Origin of the sequence: Sinorhizobium arboris LMG 14919 (assembly GCF_000427465.1) — a bacterium.
Lineage (GTDB): Bacteria > Pseudomonadota > Alphaproteobacteria > Rhizobiales > Rhizobiaceae > Sinorhizobium > Sinorhizobium arboris.
The window spans coordinates 416,232-430,722 of sequence record NZ_ATYB01000009.1; the positions used below are offsets into that span (position 1 = coordinate 416,232).

Consider the following 14,491-nt stretch of genomic DNA (forward strand, 5'->3'; position numbering starts at 1 on the left):
CTGGAACAGGTCCAGGAAAAAATACGCGGCACTTCCCCTCCGGAATTGCGGACCGGCCGCACAGCACAGAGGTCCCCAGGGTAAAACGCCATTATTCGTTGTGCCTGTGGTTTCTACTTGTGGTCGTCGCGCCAGATGCGCTCTACGGCAATGAAGGTAAAGGACGCCGACCAGGCAATCAGGACGAGCCCATTCAGCCCCTCCAGACCGGCGAGAATTCGCATGTCGCCTGTCGCGTAGACGTCGCCGAATCCCATCGTACTGTAACAGGTCAGCGAGAAATAGAAGAAGTCTGCGGCGCTTGTTCCTGCCAGTCCTTCCAGGGAGCCGAATTCGGGATGATAATGCATCCAGGCGAATGCGAGAGCGTAAAGGCCGACGCCGAAGAGATGGGCCATAAAGGCTGACCCGAGAAAGACCACCATTTCGGGTCGTTTTGAAAGCACCTTGCGCCGACGCAGGATCGCGACGCCGGTCATGATTTCAAAATGAATGGCGCTTGTCACGACGATGAGTGCGGCGGAGAGCAGGCAGACCAAAACAATTCCTGGCAATTCTCGACCTCGCCTGTGCTTGCCGCAGTATGACCGGCGTTCAACTGCACGCACCAACTCTACTGGAGGAAGCCGGTTCAAGCACCATAGCAAGACATGTTGCGGATTGGGAGCGTCGGATACTCCGGACGCGCTGGCGGTCCGACGATGTTGAATGGGCGACGTTCCGGCCGGCGCCATCGTGCTGATGACCCAATGCAGCCGCGCGAAGAGGCCGGCAGAAACCCCGGCGACCCGGCGAGTGATCGAAGCCTCCGCATTTCAAGCCACGCGAGTCCGCAAGGCTCGTCCTCTACTCCCTGCAGGCGCGAGGCTACGCCGGCGGGAGCCTGCCCTACCGGACAGATTGCCGCATACCGCGGTTGCGCATTTGGCGCCTGCCTTCGCAACGCCTATGTAACGTGGGGCCGCAGATGCGGCCGAATTGGGTGAGGCATGAACGACGAACTGCAGGGTCAAGCCGCGCAAACCGCCGCTATGCGCGAACGGGCAGAAGCGGAGATGAAAGCGATGGGAATCGATGAAGCGTTCATCGGTGCGTTGGTCGATACATTTTATGCGCGTGTGCTGGCGCATCCGGAGCTTGGGCCCGTATTCGACGCAAGGCTTTCGGGCCGCTGGCCGGAGCACATGGAGAGGATGAAAAGTTTCTGGTCCGCCGTTGCCTTCCGCAACGGCGCCTACGGCGGAAAGCCGGTGCAGGCACATCTCGGCGTCGCCAACATGTCTCCGGAGCTTTTCCCAAAATGGCTGGCGCTCTTTGCTGCGACGCTTGACGACATTGCACCGAATACAGAAGCGAAAGCCTGGTTCATGGCAACGGCCGAGCGCATCGCGCGAAGCCTGACACTCTCGCTCTTCTACAATCCGGCCCTCGACGACCCGGCGCTGAAGCGTTCCTGAGTTGTCGCAAAGCGGATCTTTCGCACAGCCGATATATTCCCGTTCTGTGCTTTACGGATAGGGTGATGTATCCCTTGGAACGATTCGTCGCTTAAACCTGCAGGCATATGGAAACTGCGCTTTATCTGCCCATCAAAGGCTTTCTCGAAAAGGCAGGTTATGTCGTCAAGGGCGAAGTCGGCGGCTGCGATCTCGTCGGCTTGAGCGATGACGATCCGCCTGTGGTCGTCATCTGCGAGCTGAAACTCAGCTTCAATCTGGAGCTCATACTGCAGGCCGTCGATCGCGCAGCTGTCGCAGACGAGGTCTGGATCGCGGCGCGAGTCTCGGCCAAGGGCAAAGGTCGCGAGGCCGACAAACGCTACCGCGATCTCTGTCGCAGGCTTGGGGTCGGGATGCTGGGCGTTTCCGATGCCGGCGACGTCAGCGTTATCGTCGGTTCCGTATCGCCCATGCCGCGAACCAATCCGAAACGGCGCTCGAGGCTCACGCGTGAACACCGGAGCCGACGCGGCGATCCGGCAGTAGGCGGCAGCACACGCGCGCCTGTCATGACCGCGTACCGCCAGCAGGCGCTCGGCTGTGCCGCAGCGCTGGCATCAGGCCCGCTGCGCGTGCGTGAAATCAGATCCAGCATACCGGATGCCGGCAAGATTTTGCTTGCGAATGTCTATGGCTGGTTTGAACGGCTCGACAGAGGCGTCTACGGCTTGACGGAAGCTGGACGCGAAGCACTTCAGCGATGGCCGCAGCAGGACATGCAGGCAAACATAGCCGTCTGAGCAGCGCCCTGAAGCCTCGGTACAGGTCACAACGATCCACGCGTTCCCGCGGGCGAGATGAATGGACGAGTATTGGCCTTGCTCGTCAGTTCGTTTCGCACGGCCGATCCCCCTATGGCGGTGCGCGGCGTCGACCCGCAACGGGTGCCCCTGCTCAGACCCCGTCCACAGCAAGCTCAAAACCTTCGTCCAGCCAGCCGGTGATGCCGCCGGCCATGATTTTCACCGGGCGGCCAAGTTCCGCAAGACGCAGCGCACCACGAGCCGCTCCGTTGCAATGCGGCCCCGCGCAATATGTGACGAACAGCGTATCATCGGGCCAGGCTGCCAACTTCGAACGAACCATCTTTCCATGCGGCAGGTTGATGGCCCCGGGAACATGCCCTCTAGCGAACATCTGGGGACTGCGGACGTCCAGGAGGACGAAATCTGCGCCCTTGGACAGGGCGTCATGGACGTCCCAGCAGTCGGTCTCAAAGGTGAATTCGGCAGCAAAGTGCTGACGGGCGACGTCGCTCGGGGCGGCGGAAGTCTCAGTGACGGCGGATTTCATTTTCGGCTCCAGTTGCAAGGTCACGCCGGGATATGGCCGCCCCGACCGCCGTGTTGCAATTGGCGTAAATGACAATATACGTAAATATCATGCCAACTGCGTCGGAACCTCCATGTCAAGTCAAACCACCGGACCCCTGGCCGTAGCGCTGCTCTATGATGGGCTGTGCACCTTTGAGTTCGGCATCGTGGCGGAGGTTTTCGGCCTTCACCGGCCGGAGATGGGGCCGGGTTGGTATCGCTTCGCCAGTTGCGCGGTCGAAGAGGGTCCCCTGCGCGCCCATGGCGGCTTTGTGCTTCAGCCCGACCATGGGCCGGAACTGATCGCCGAGGCGGATATCGTCGTTGTGCCGGGCTGGAAGGGAGTTCAAGTTCCCGTGCCGGAGACGCTTTGCGATCAGCTTCGCGCCGCCTATGCGCGCGGCGCGCGGCTCCTGTCGATCTGCTCGGGGGCATTCGTGTTGGCGGCAACCGGGCTACTCGACGGCGGCACCGCCGCCACTCACTGGCGCTACGCAGGAGCATTGCAAGCCCGTTTTCCGAAGGTGCGGGTCGATGCGACCTCGCTCTACCGCAGCCATGACCGGGTATTCACCTCTGCGGGCAGCGCCGCCGGGATCGATCTGCTGATCGATATCGTGCGGCGGGATTTCGGTCCCGAGGCGGCGAATGCGGTTGCACGGCGGCTGGTGGTGCCCGCGCATCGCACGGGCGGGCAGGCGCAGTTTCTGGAACGTCCCGTTCCCGTTCAGCCGGGCGGAGAGATCGCACCGCTGCTGGACCGGATGCGCGAGAATCTCGAGCGGAACTGGACGACAGATGTCATGGCCCGTGAATGCAAAATGAGCTTGCGAACTTTCTTGCGCCGCTTCCACGAGGCAACCGGCCGCAGTCCAGGGGACTGGCTGATCGAAGAGCGGATCGAGGCCGCCAAGGACCTTTTGTGCGAACGTCTCCTTAGCATCGAGACCATTTCCGCAGCCGTAGGCTTCGGCTCGGCCCATGCGCTCCGCCATCATTTCCGCCGGAAGGCCGGCCTTACTCCGACCGAATATAGGTCCCGCTTCATGCCCGTCGGTGTCTCGGAACTGGCATAACCCGCAGTCGCCCAGCGACAAGGACGAGATGCGAAAAGTGGACGACGAACTGGAAGCGGACCATCGGACGACACTTTACTGGCCGTCCGGAACGCGCGGACACTCCGTTGCAAGCTTCCTGATTTCTGCGAAAAGACCGCCGGTGCCGCCATCCAAAGAGGGAGCGGTCAAGCGAAACCGTGGTCCGAACGGAAACGTGCCACCCAGTCTCGACTCGTCTCATCGGCCAGCTTTGCGACACCGGGCTCCACGTCATTTGCGGCATCGCGATTCAAGCCGAGGTGGCCCAGTATCTCCCGCAGCGTTTCGATGGGATCGGAAGAGAGCGTCTCATAAGTGATCTGAAGCGGCTCAATTCCCTGCGAAGCAAACCAATGTCTCCACTCACGATCGTATGCGGTAAATCTATCGTAGTGGGTTCGAATTTCGTTCGCATCGTAGCCGGGTTCGAGTGACGGTGCGAGGCGTTCCAGCACTGTTCCGTCCGGTGCCAAGTGCCACAGTCCGGTTTGCTCCGCCTTAACAATCGAAACCGCCTGTTGAACCTTGTCGAGCCGGGTCAGATGAATGAAGAGCGTTCGACCGAAGGCGGTTTCGAAACGCTCCAGGTCACTCGCCGGCTCTGGGTGCAGCACCGCTAGCTTCTGGGCAAAGAATTCAAAGCTATGTCTTTGTAACCGCAGGCCAAATATACCGGTATCGAGACTTCCCTTCGCGATAGCCGCCCGAAATATCGCAGCCAGAGTATTGCGTTCCGATGTCGAGCCGTCTGAGGTCAGGGCAAAGTAGTCCAGCCATTCTGAGACCGAGGCACGGTGAAAGTAAGATCCCGGATTTCCGGAGACGCCGGTCGCGGCCAAGAGTTTGCACAACAGTGTGCCGCCGCTACGCGGGGACGTGCAGATGACATAGGTGTCGAATTCAGACATGGCTGTTCCAGAGAACGACTAGAGGGTTCAGGGCTTTACCAGCTCCACGTTGCAGCGGCGTGACCGCTTCGGGATCGTCTATGGCCGAATGAGCCCGACAAGGTGCTCCCGCCCGTCAGTTCCGGTTCTTGAACGCGTCGCTCCCCTCGCGGGCATTCTTACCCGGAGTCGGCCATTCGCTTGTGGTGGCCGGTTGCACCGGTCGCTCCAGATAGGTTGAAAGGACGACGTAGCTGCGCGTCGCCTTGACGCCAGGCGTGTCGTAGAGGCGCGCCAGCAATCCTTCCAGCGCATGGGTGCTTTCGGTCCGGACCTTGAGCAGCATGCAGGTGTCGCCGGCGACCGAGTGTATCTCCTCGACTTCCGGATGCTGCTCGATCGCAAGCAGTGCCGGCGTCTTGCCCCAGCCGGTGGTGTCGACATGCACGAAGGCTAGCAGCGTCTTTCCGACCGCTTCCGGGTCGATCAGCGCCGCCACACGACGGATTGCGCCGGAGCGCCTCAACCGCTTTACGCGCTCATGCGCGGCCGGCGGCGAAAGTCCGACGCGGTCGCCGAGTTCGGCATAGCTTGTCGTCGCGTCCTCGACCAGGACGCCTAATAGCTTTCGGTCCATGGCGTCGAGGTCACGCTCGGGCTGCCGCTTCCGCCGAACTTCATCTGTATTTTGGTCCATTCCAATATTTCCCCTTGTTGCCGAACAACGTTCTGCAAGTATGGAGAAATGACGAACATCAATCAATCCATTTCCAGCCTATCCGTCGAGAGGGCACGCATTCCCCCTGTGGCCTTTGTGCTTACCGCCTGTATCGGCGTCATCGGCTCGAACTCGCTGGCGCTCGGCCCGATTGCACCCGAAGTGGCGCGCAGCCTCGGCGTCGATGCTCCGGCCGCGATGACGGCATCGGCTGCCTTCGGTCTGGGCACGGCAGCGAGTGCTGTCTTTCTCGGACGTCTCATCGACCGTTATGGCGCGGGGCGCATGCTTGCGGCTGCGCTGCTGGTCCTTGCCATCGGGCTCGGCGGGAGCGCTGCCGCGCCGGCGCTGCCGTTCCTGGTCTCCGCTCAACTCCTCGTCGGCATCGCCGCGGGCATCGCGCTTCCGGCCATCTACACCCTTGCCGCGACCGTCGCCCCGGCGGGACGCGAGAGCGAGACGATCGGTCTGGTGCTGACCGGCTGGACCCTGAGCATGGTTGCTGGGGTTCCGCTCTCGGCGGCGATCGCCGATTTCGCCGGCTGGCGGATGGTTTACGCGGTTGTCGCAGCCGCAACGTTGATCGCCTGCGCTGCAGTCAGGTTCGCGGCAGTGCAGGAAGTATCGAAGGGCAAGGCGACTTCGCCGTTTGCGGTACTCGGCGTAGGTGGGGTCGTGCCCCTTCTGGCCGCATGCGCGGCCTTCATGGCGGCATTCTATGGCGTCTACGGCTATATCGGCGACCACCTCCATGCAGCGCTTGGGCTGCCGGTAAGTGCCAACGGCCTTGTTGCAGCCTCCTACGGTCTCGGCTTCGGCGCCGCGGCCTTCCTCGACCGCCTGATCGACCGCTTCGGCGCGAGCAGACTGTTGCCGGTGATATTCCTCGCCGTCGCCGGCGTTTATGTCTCCATGTCGGCAGCGAGCGGCTCCTACACGGCCATGCTGGGCGTCGTTTTCCTCTGGGGCCTCGCCAACCATTTTGGGCTGAACGTGCTGATCATGCGGCTCACTGCGCTCGACCCTGCCAGACGCGGGGCCATCATGGGGCTGAACAGCGGTGTCACCTATCTCGCCCTCTTCGCGGGCACGATCGGCTTTGGCGAAGTCTATGCCGCGGCGGGTTTCTCCGCGCTGCCGGTTGCCGCGGCCGGATTGATGCTCACGGCAGTTTTCTCCGCGGCGCTCGCGCCCCGCTAGAAGGGCTTGGTCCGCACCAAGGCGACCATCGTCACCCTGCCGATGCGGTGAACACCGCCAGCTGAGCGTCGAAAGCACGCTTGTAAGCCGGCCGCGCTTCGCCGCGCCCGACATAGGCGGAGAGGTTCGGATATTCGTCCAGTATACCCGATCCCCTCGACCTGAGCAGTACCGACACCATCAGAAGATCACCGGCGCTGAACTCCCCGTCCAGCCAATCGGCATCGCCGAGACGGCCAGAAAGTACGCTCAACCGTTTGCGGATGCGCTCGTCGACTAAGGGCAGGCGCTGCTCGTACCAGGTCTCCTCGCCCTCCTGGTACCTGGCGATTTCGCGATCAACGATCGGTGGCTCGATCGTGTTGAGCGCGGCGAACATCCATGCGATCGCGCGCGCCCGGGCATTCGCGTCGTCTGGCAGAAGGCCCGCATGGCGCTCCGCGATATGGAGCACGATCGCGCCGGACTCGAACAGGGCGAGATCGCCTTCTTCATAGGTCGGAATCTGCCCGAAAGGCTGAAGCGCGAGATGCGCGGGTTCCTTCATCGCTTTGAACGAAAGAAGACGAACGTCGTAGCTCTGGCCCACTTCTTCGAGCGCCCAGCGAAGACGCATGTCGCGCGCCAGACCCTTGCCGGCATCGGGCGATCGTTCAAAGGCGGTGATCGTGATAGTCATCGTTTTTCTCCATGGCTTGTCCGTCTTGAAGACGACCGGCCCAATGGGATTCCGACACCCATGCCCGGGATGGGCTCAACTGCAGCTTCGCGCCGCTGCCGCAAAGCGGAAGAGGCTTCCGGGCAGCTGCCGATCAACAGCGTCATAGGAGCTCTGACACCCGTTGGCGCAGGAAGGCTGCCGTTTGCGCCGAGGCATTGCGCCGATTTTCCCAGTCGTCATTTACCTTGCCCATATACGCCTCACGCGCGTAGATCAGCGTGTCGGCTTGCTCGCGCGGCATCCGGGTCGCTGCCCAGCTCGCTGCAGCATCCTTGGTGATGAAGTCCCCGGTTGCCGATGTACGCCACATCCGCGCCAGAGTCAGCAGGACGTTCCGCTCGTCCCCATGCAGACTGTCGATCAATGAAGGGAGCGCATCGCGCATGGCGCGGCGGATCTGTTGCGGCGGAACAGAAGGCAGAAGCTCCCTTGCATCGGGGCCGAACAGTGAAACGGCTTCTTGTCGGGCCTGGGCCAGCACCAGCGTGTTTTCCGGCTCGATGACAGGTGCCGGGAGTTCTCCGGATTCATAGGCGTCCCGCAACCATTCGCCGTAGATGAATTCGGCCCGAACCGGAAAACACGGTGCGGCGATGTCCGCCCGCCGAAACACCATGAGCTCTATGCATCGGGGAGCGCCAGCCGGGCGGGGGTGGCGACCGGATATCCGCAGCAAAGCCGCCAGAAGATCTCGACGTTCGTCGTCGGAAATGGGGACGTCGACAATGGCGAGGAGATCGACGTCGCTCTGCGGTCGCAAACCACCTGAAACGGCCGATCCATGCAGATAAACGGCAAGGAGTGCATCCTGAAGGATGCTGCGGATGGTCTCCGCTGCTGCCAGCGCCTGGCCGATCTGCTTTGGTCCGTCTGTCCGCATTGCACCGCTCGGCTGTGTCGCGAATATGGCGTGGAAGGTATCAAGCTGTTGAACTGATGCAAGGCAGCATGGGTGCAATGCAGACTTTCAAGCGGTAGAGAATGCCGATGGACGGCGGGGGTGCGAACATGGTGGTCATTGAATGGCGAAGTGATCTTCACGCCATCTTGAACTTCGGGGGCAACAGCCTTCCGGTGGTCATCCGGGCGTCAGCCGCACGATCGGGCGCTGGTCCTCAGCCGAACCGTACCGCCGACGTATTGGCGCCGCAGACGAGCACCGCAACACGCTCGCCCGACGCAGGCACATATCTTCCGGCCTAAAATGCAGCCAACGCCGCCGCACCGCCCGGTTCCACGGCAATCCGCGCCGCTTCCCACAGCGACGCCTGCGCCAGCTTTATTTCCTCGTCGGTCACGAGGAGCGAGTGCTCGATAAAGGCCTGCGCGATAGGAAACATCAGTCCGCCGACCTGTCGCGGAGCCAGCGAGTCAGCCGCGATCCCTTCGGCGGGCGCATCGACCGGGTGCCCCGCCTCGAGCGCCATATGAAGCGTCGGCGATCCTTCGGGCTCGACGGCGACAATTCTTGTCCGGCCGGCAAACCAGCCGGCGATGCCGCCGATCAGGCCGCCGCCGCCCACTGCAACCAGCACCGTATCGATATCGGGCAGGTCTTGCTCTATTTCGAGCCCGAGCGTGCCCTGGCCGATCAGTGTTTCGATCTGGTCATAGGCATGGATTGCCAGCGCTCCTTTCTCGGTGGAGAACGCCTCGCTCGCCGCCAGCGCATCAGCATAGCGATCTCCCGCAATCATCAGCTTTGCTCCGTAGCTGCGGATACGCTCTGCCTTGGCCGGCGAGGTGACCGTCGGCACGAAAATCGTGGCGGGAATTCCCAGGCGTTTTGCGGCATAGGCGACCGCAGCGCCGTGATTGCCGCCCGAAGCGGCCACCACGCCAGCCTCCGGAACAGCTCTGTTAATGAGATTGGCGAAGGCGCCACGCACCTTGAACGATCCGGTATACTGGAAACATTCGAGCTTGAGCGCGACCGGCAAAGACGTGCGACCAAAGTCCATCATGTCGACGTGAAGGACCGGTGTATGCCGGATATGAGGGCGGATCAGCGCTTCCGTGTCACGGATGCGCTCGGCGGTGATCGGCATCTCTACCTTCATCGGTTGCTCCTCCGGCATTGACTTTAATTAGTTACTTTGCAAACTAACGAAATGCAAGAGATCGACACTATCAAGGCACTCGCAAACGAGAAGCGGCTCCAGATTCTCGACTGGCTCAAGGACCCGCGGGCTCACTTTCCACCCCAGACCGACGGCGATCTTGTCGAGGATGGCGTCTGCGCGGTTCTGATCGCTGAGAAACTCGGCCTTTCCCCGCCCACTCTCAGCGAACATATGCGCGTCCTTTCTCAGGCCGGGCTGGTGCGCCCAAAGCGGATTAAGCAATGGATATTCTACAAGCGGGATGAAGAGCGGATCATCGCGCTTAAGAGGCTGCTGCAGGAACTATAGCCGTTGCGGGATCCTGATCCGTGCCGCACTGTCGCTGCGCTGCTATATCCGCAACCGATCGTGGCGTGAACTTGAACTTGAGGGGGTGGAGACAACCCTCTCAGAGCGTTGAACGCCCTGGCCGACGAGTGACTGGTGAGGCTCGGGCTTCCGCTGTCGGGGGGATGATCAACGATGGCTTCGGTTGATCATCGCGACGATCGTCTCAAACAGCTCGTCTTGCGCCTGTTCAGCCGTGATTTCTCCCGTAGCGGCGGCATCTGACAGGGCGTTGGCGGCGCCGAGCATAGCCCAAAAGCCGGCCGGTCCGATGCCGCGCCGTCCCACAAAAGCCGCCAGTGCCTTCCGGCACTTCTCGATGAAAGCCAGTTGATAATCTCTCTTTACCGCCTCGAGCTCAGGGGAGCCCGCAAGGGCTGCGAGCACGCCGGGCATTTCCCGGCCCTGCGCGAGCACACAGTCGACGTAGGAGGTTGCGATGACCCCGGCTTTGCCTTCGAGCGTTGGACTGCTTCCCTCAAGTGCGGCGTCGATCATTGCCGTCTGCCGCGCGTCAAAATCCCGATAGAGAGCTATTAGCAGGCCATTGCGTGTGCCGAAATGGTCGTAAACGACCGGCTTGGCGACGGCAGCCTCTTCCGAGAGTCTCGGCAGCGTCAGGGCATCCGAGCCTTCCTCCCGCACAAGCCGCCACGCTACGTCAAGGAGCTGCTGCCGCCGCTGCTCACGACTGAGACGGATGCGTTTCGTGGGGGGCTGCCATTTCTCCGGCGTACTTGACATCGCTATATACCAAAAGTAACTTACCTAAAGTATATAGCAGCAGCCCTTCAATCGCAACCATCCGCCGGCACTCTTGCCAGCGGCCGAAACGGCATGCCCTCGCCTGCCGTTCGCAGAGGATTTGTGCCCATGACCGATACATCACTTCCACGCTCCGTCGACCGAACTGCATGGCTGGGGCTAATGGCCATTTTGCCCCTGGTCCTGCTCGTCGCCATGGACGGATCGATCCTTTACCTGGCCATGCCGCGCGTGACCTCAGCCCTCATGCCGACCGCCGATCAGGCGCTCTGGATCCTGGACATCTACGGTTTCGTGGTCGGATCGCTGCTGATTGTCTTCGGCAATATCGGCGACCGCTACGGCCGGCTGAAACTTATCATGGCCGGTGCGCTGGTCTTCGGCGCAGGATCGCTCGGCGCGGCCTATTCGCAAACGCCCGAGCACCTGATCGCCTCGCGCGCCCTGATGGGCTTGGGTGGCGCGACATTATTGCCTTCCGGCTTGGCGATCGTCAGCGCTCTGTTCCCCGATTCGCGGCTGCGCGCTCAGGCGATCGGTCTCTTTGCGGCCACTTTTGCAGCCGGGTTTGCGATCGGGCCCCTCATCGGCGGCATGCTGCTGCGGCAGTTCGTGTGGGGCGTGGTGTTTCTGATCAATATCCCCGTCGTGATCGCCTTCGTGATTGCCGCACCGATCCTTTTGCGGGAGGTGCGCTCCACCCTCCATGGCAGTATCGACATAGCGAGCCTCGTGCTGTCTTTTGTCGGCATCCTGTTGGTCACTTACGCACTCAAGAATGCGGCCGCCTACGGGTTTACTCCAATGCAAATTACTGCAGGGGCCGCCGGCACCTTGGCGCTGGCGTTGTTCCTTCGCCGGCAGACAGGGCTTGAGCATCCGCTGCTTGACCTGCGCCTCTTCCGCGACCGCATCTTCTCAATCGCAATCCTGACCGGTCTTCTGTCGCTGGTCGTATGGTCTGCTGCCGGATATTTGTCAGGCATCTATCTGCAATCGGTGCTGGGCATCGATGTCTTCACTGCCGCGCTGCTGACGCTACCGGGCGCGATCGTGCTGACGGCGACCTGCGTGGCCACCGCCCGCATAGTGGAACGGATCGGTCGCAAGACCGCACTCGTGGCGACGCATCTGCTGATCGGCGCCGGCGTCTTCCTGCTGTTGTTCACGACGCCCGAGACAGGCATTGCGGCCTTCATCGCCTCGACCATGATCGCCGGCATCGGATATGGGCTGTCCTTCAGCCTCGTAGCCGATATCGCGGTGTCTGCGGTTCCTGCGAACCGGGCGGGCGCGGCGGGTTCGATAGCAGAGACCAGCAACGAACTGGGCAATGCGCTGGGTATTTCCGTGCTCGGATCGTTGGCCACGTTGAACTTCCGGCTATTTGGTCCCGGTGTAGCGGGGACGCTCGACGAAACGCTGGATCAGCCCGGGCTTGCATCTCACGTTTTAATTCAGGCGCAGGAAGCGTTCCTCACGGGCATGCATGTCGCGTTAGGCACCGGCGGTCTGCTGACGCTCGCCGTCGGTGTCATCGCCTGGGTCTGGCTGCCGAGCAAGTTGCCGGAATAACTTCTCCCCATATGGCGCATGCAGGTGCGGCCTGCGCTTCAGACGGCTCCTCCCTTCCACTGGCTCGCCATGCGCCAGCATTGGATCTGCCTGGAAGGAGGTGCCTGAGTGGCATGATGAAATACAACTCGCGAGTTCATGCACCGATGATCTTGCCAGCGGGAGGTGCTCCCCTAGATGGGCAAGGATGGAGCTTCAGGAAAGCGCAGTTGCTGCCAGTCGCGCGGGCGCCTCCCCGGAGGCCCGGTTTCAGCCGCGCAACCCGGCTGTCATGGCCGAAGTCGAGCGTCTTCTCGCGGGCCGCACGCGTGACATCCGTCTCCGTGGGGAGCTTGGTCGCCTGTTCCGGGAGCGTTCGTGGTCACGGACGGCCAAGATCATTCGCGCGTGGATGGTATGGGTGACCTTGCTGGACGTCCTGACGCTGGGTCTCAATGCGATCCTGCTTCCGAAAGCCGTAACGCTGTCGATGATTCCGCCGGCCTGCATTCTCCCGCCCGCAGCCCTGGCTACCGCCTTCGTCTGGCGAAAACCGCGCGGCGTCTGGCTTCAAAGGATGTCACTGCTTGCGGGCCTGTTCCTCATTCTTTTGTCGGTCGCGCTGGTGGGCGTGAGCGCGGGCGGCGAGTTCTATGAGCGGCACCTGAACATCATGCTGTTCGTCGCCATCACCGCTATCATTATCTTCGCCGTGCCTCTGGCTTGGACGGTGACGATCGCCTCTTTCGCGCTTGCCCTTTATCTGCTTTTTCAGTTGCAGAATCCGATCCTGAACAGGGGCAGCGCCGTGGCCGGAACGCTGTTCTTTGCCGGCGGCATTATCGCAACTGTCGTTGCCCGGCGCACGATCACGATCCTGGCTCAAAAGACCTTCCTTCTTGAGCTTCGCGACATGCGGAGGGTCGCGCAGCTTGCCGACGCCAATGCCCGCCTCGAGCGCCTCGCGAAGACCGATCCTCTGACCGGTATCGCCAACAGACGCTGGATGATGGAAACCCTTAACCGTCTCTGGAGCACAGGCGCCGAGCGCCGGCCCGGCACCGCCATGCTGATGTGTGACATCGACGATTTCAAGAACCTGAACGATCGCCTTGGGCACGCCGAGGGCGATCGTTGCCTCGTGAAAGTTGCCGGCATCATTCAGAGCAGCGTCAGGCGAAATCGCGACCATGTCGCCCGCTACGGCGGTGAGGAGTTCCTCGTCGTGCTTCCCGGCGCAGATGAAGGAGCAGCGCTGGCTACGGCGGAACGAATTAGGGCGAGTGTCGAAGCCGCCTCCCTTCCGAATCCCGCATCGCGTGTAGCGCCTTACGTTACCCTCAGCATTGGCGTGGCGGCGCAGGCGCAAGGTGAAGAGATCCTGGCGCCGGAGACGCTTCAGAACCGGGCTGATGCGGCACTGTACCTGGCCAAGCAAGCCGGCCGCAACCGCGTGGCACTCTATCAGCCGGACCTGTCGACCTCATAGCTCTGGCCTTGCGACTGGCCTCTGTTGCGCGTTGTTGATCCTGCCCGGCTCCGGCTTCGAGGTCGCCCGATCGGGGCCGGCGGCCCGCTTTGACGGCTTGAGCGTTCGTTATAGAAACAGCGAGCTCACCGAAACCCTCCGACTTTCCGACACGACGCGTTCTCCAGAGACGAAAAACCGTTACAGACTGGAAGTGCTCTAGAGATAGCGACCCGCGGCCAACGCTTCTTCGGCATCGTCGATCGACATCTCGAAAACCTTTTTGCCGATGTCGAAGCCAAAGCCGGCCCTTGCAAAGGCGGAAAGCTCCTTTGCCTTCCGTTTGTCGTCGAGTTCACCCTTGCGAAAGGGCCCGAAAGCACGCTTCCGGGCAAGGACGAGTGCGGCGTACAGATCGTCTGCCGCGGCAACGGCGGTCCTGACCGTGCTTCTGGCAACGCCCCGCCGCGAGAGCTTCTGCGCGATTGCCCGCTTGGACTTGCCGGCGCGCATGCCCGAACGGGTGTTGATTTCCGCATAGGCCGTGTCGTCGAGCGCCTTGTTGTCGTAGGCGAACTTCACGGCGGAGTCGGCCAGCGCCTTGACCTGCTCTTCGCTGATCGTGCCGAATTTCTGGCGGGCCCCTCGCGATATGGCGTCGAAGAGCTGCTTCTCGGTGTGCATCCGTCGCTCGAGGCGATAGATTGCCGAATTGCGCGCCCAGGAGAGCATGCGCGGTGTCGGCGTGCCGGATTGCTCCATCTCTTCGTCGAAGTCCAACCTACACCTCCAGTTCGTTCACTGGATGTGAACCTTCCG

General features: G+C 61.9%; 15 protein-coding genes and 1 pseudogene. 7 read left to right on the top strand and 9 right to left on the bottom strand.

Annotated elements, in window-relative coordinates; all coding sequences use genetic code 11:
- Window positions 1–113: 113 nt before the first annotated feature.
- The gene (locus SINAR_RS0109755) at window positions 114–554 is read right to left on the bottom strand and encodes a potassium channel family protein (protein WP_027998927.1); all 441 of its coding nucleotides are present in this window, start codon (window positions 552–554) and stop codon (window positions 114–116) included.
- A gap of 435 nt (window positions 555–989) precedes the next feature.
- Here SINAR_RS0109755 and SINAR_RS0109760 point away from each other — a divergent pair, with 435 nt between their 5' ends.
- Window positions 990–1,457 carry a group III truncated hemoglobin gene (locus SINAR_RS0109760; protein WP_027998928.1) on the top strand — a complete coding sequence of 156 codons (468 nt, stop codon included), beginning with the start codon at window positions 990–992 and terminating at the stop codon, window positions 1,455–1,457.
- A 107-nt stretch (window positions 1,458–1,564) separates the two neighbouring features.
- Window positions 1,565–2,239, top strand: coding sequence for a DUF2161 domain-containing phosphodiesterase (locus SINAR_RS0109765; protein ID WP_027998929.1), 675 nt, complete (start codon window positions 1,565–1,567; stop codon window positions 2,237–2,239).
- A gap of 154 nt (window positions 2,240–2,393) precedes the next feature.
- Here SINAR_RS0109765 and SINAR_RS0109770 read toward each other — a convergent pair whose 3' ends face one another.
- The gene (locus SINAR_RS0109770) at window positions 2,394–2,792 is read right to left on the bottom strand and encodes a rhodanese-like domain-containing protein (RefSeq protein ID WP_027998930.1); all 399 of its coding nucleotides are present in this window, start codon (window positions 2,790–2,792) and stop codon (window positions 2,394–2,396) included.
- A 112-nt stretch (window positions 2,793–2,904) separates the two neighbouring features.
- Between SINAR_RS0109770 and ftrA the strand changes: the two genes are divergently transcribed.
- The gene (gene ftrA, locus SINAR_RS0109775) at window positions 2,905–3,888 is read left to right on the top strand and encodes a transcriptional regulator FtrA (protein WP_027998931.1); all 984 of its coding nucleotides are present in this window, start codon (window positions 2,905–2,907) and stop codon (window positions 3,886–3,888) included.
- Between the two features lie 167 nt (window positions 3,889–4,055).
- Here ftrA and SINAR_RS01000000133315 read toward each other — a convergent pair whose 3' ends face one another.
- The gene (locus SINAR_RS01000000133315; RefSeq protein WP_033057226.1) at window positions 4,056–4,817 is read right to left on the bottom strand and encodes a Stf0 family sulfotransferase; all 762 of its coding nucleotides are present in this window, start codon (window positions 4,815–4,817) and stop codon (window positions 4,056–4,058) included.
- A 115-nt stretch (window positions 4,818–4,932) separates the two neighbouring features.
- Window positions 4,933–5,493 carry an Lrp/AsnC family transcriptional regulator gene (locus SINAR_RS0109785; protein WP_027998932.1) on the bottom strand — a complete coding sequence of 187 codons (561 nt, stop codon included), beginning with the start codon at window positions 5,491–5,493 and terminating at the stop codon, window positions 4,933–4,935.
- Window positions 5,494–5,541: 48 nt separating this feature from the next.
- Between SINAR_RS0109785 and SINAR_RS0109790 the strand changes: the two genes are divergently transcribed.
- On the top strand, window positions 5,542–6,714 hold the full coding sequence (locus SINAR_RS0109790; RefSeq protein WP_027998933.1) for an MFS transporter: 1,173 nt from the start codon (window positions 5,542–5,544) through the stop codon (window positions 6,712–6,714).
- A gap of 31 nt (window positions 6,715–6,745) precedes the next feature.
- On the opposite strand, the gene SINAR_RS0109795 is transcribed toward SINAR_RS0109790, so the two are convergent.
- The 3 genes and pseudogenes from SINAR_RS0109795 to SINAR_RS01000000133320 form a co-directional block, all read right to left on the bottom strand.
- Window positions 6,746–7,393: a glutathione S-transferase family protein gene (locus SINAR_RS0109795; protein ID WP_027998934.1), complete on the bottom strand. Its 648-nt coding sequence runs from the start codon at window positions 7,391–7,393 to the stop codon at window positions 6,746–6,748.
- A 142-nt stretch (window positions 7,394–7,535) separates the two neighbouring features.
- On the bottom strand, window positions 7,536–8,315 hold the full coding sequence (locus SINAR_RS0109800) for an aminoglycoside nucleotidyltransferase ANT9 (RefSeq protein WP_027998935.1): 780 nt from the start codon (window positions 8,313–8,315) through the stop codon (window positions 7,536–7,538).
- A 235-nt stretch (window positions 8,316–8,550) separates the two neighbouring features.
- Window positions 8,551–9,495: pseudogene (locus tag SINAR_RS01000000133320) on the bottom strand (threonine/serine dehydratase).
- 51 nt (window positions 9,496–9,546) lie between these two features.
- Between SINAR_RS01000000133320 and SINAR_RS0109810 the strand changes: the two are divergent.
- Entirely contained in the window at window positions 9,547–9,846 is a 300-nt protein-coding gene (locus SINAR_RS0109810) for an ArsR/SmtB family transcription factor (RefSeq protein ID WP_027998936.1), read from the top strand.
- 168 nt (window positions 9,847–10,014) lie between these two features.
- Here SINAR_RS0109810 and SINAR_RS0109815 read toward each other — a convergent pair whose 3' ends face one another.
- Window positions 10,015–10,629, bottom strand: a complete 615-nt coding sequence (locus SINAR_RS0109815) for a TetR/AcrR family transcriptional regulator (RefSeq protein WP_027998937.1) — start codon at window positions 10,627–10,629, stop codon at window positions 10,015–10,017.
- A gap of 129 nt (window positions 10,630–10,758) precedes the next feature.
- Between SINAR_RS0109815 and SINAR_RS0109820 the strand changes: the two genes are divergently transcribed.
- On the top strand, window positions 10,759–12,225 hold the full coding sequence (locus tag SINAR_RS0109820) for an MFS transporter (RefSeq protein ID WP_027998938.1): 1,467 nt from the start codon (window positions 10,759–10,761) through the stop codon (window positions 12,223–12,225).
- 187 nt (window positions 12,226–12,412) lie between these two features.
- Window positions 12,413–13,693, top strand: coding sequence for a GGDEF domain-containing protein (locus tag SINAR_RS0109825; protein ID WP_027998939.1), 1,281 nt, complete (start codon window positions 12,413–12,415; stop codon window positions 13,691–13,693).
- A 198-nt stretch (window positions 13,694–13,891) separates the two neighbouring features.
- Here the strand turns inward: SINAR_RS0109825 and recX are convergent, their stop codons facing one another.
- A complete protein-coding gene (gene recX, locus SINAR_RS0109830; RefSeq protein WP_027998940.1) occupies window positions 13,892–14,434 on the bottom strand; it encodes a recombination regulator RecX in 543 nt (180 codons plus the stop codon).
- Window positions 14,435–14,491 lie beyond the last annotated feature (57 nt).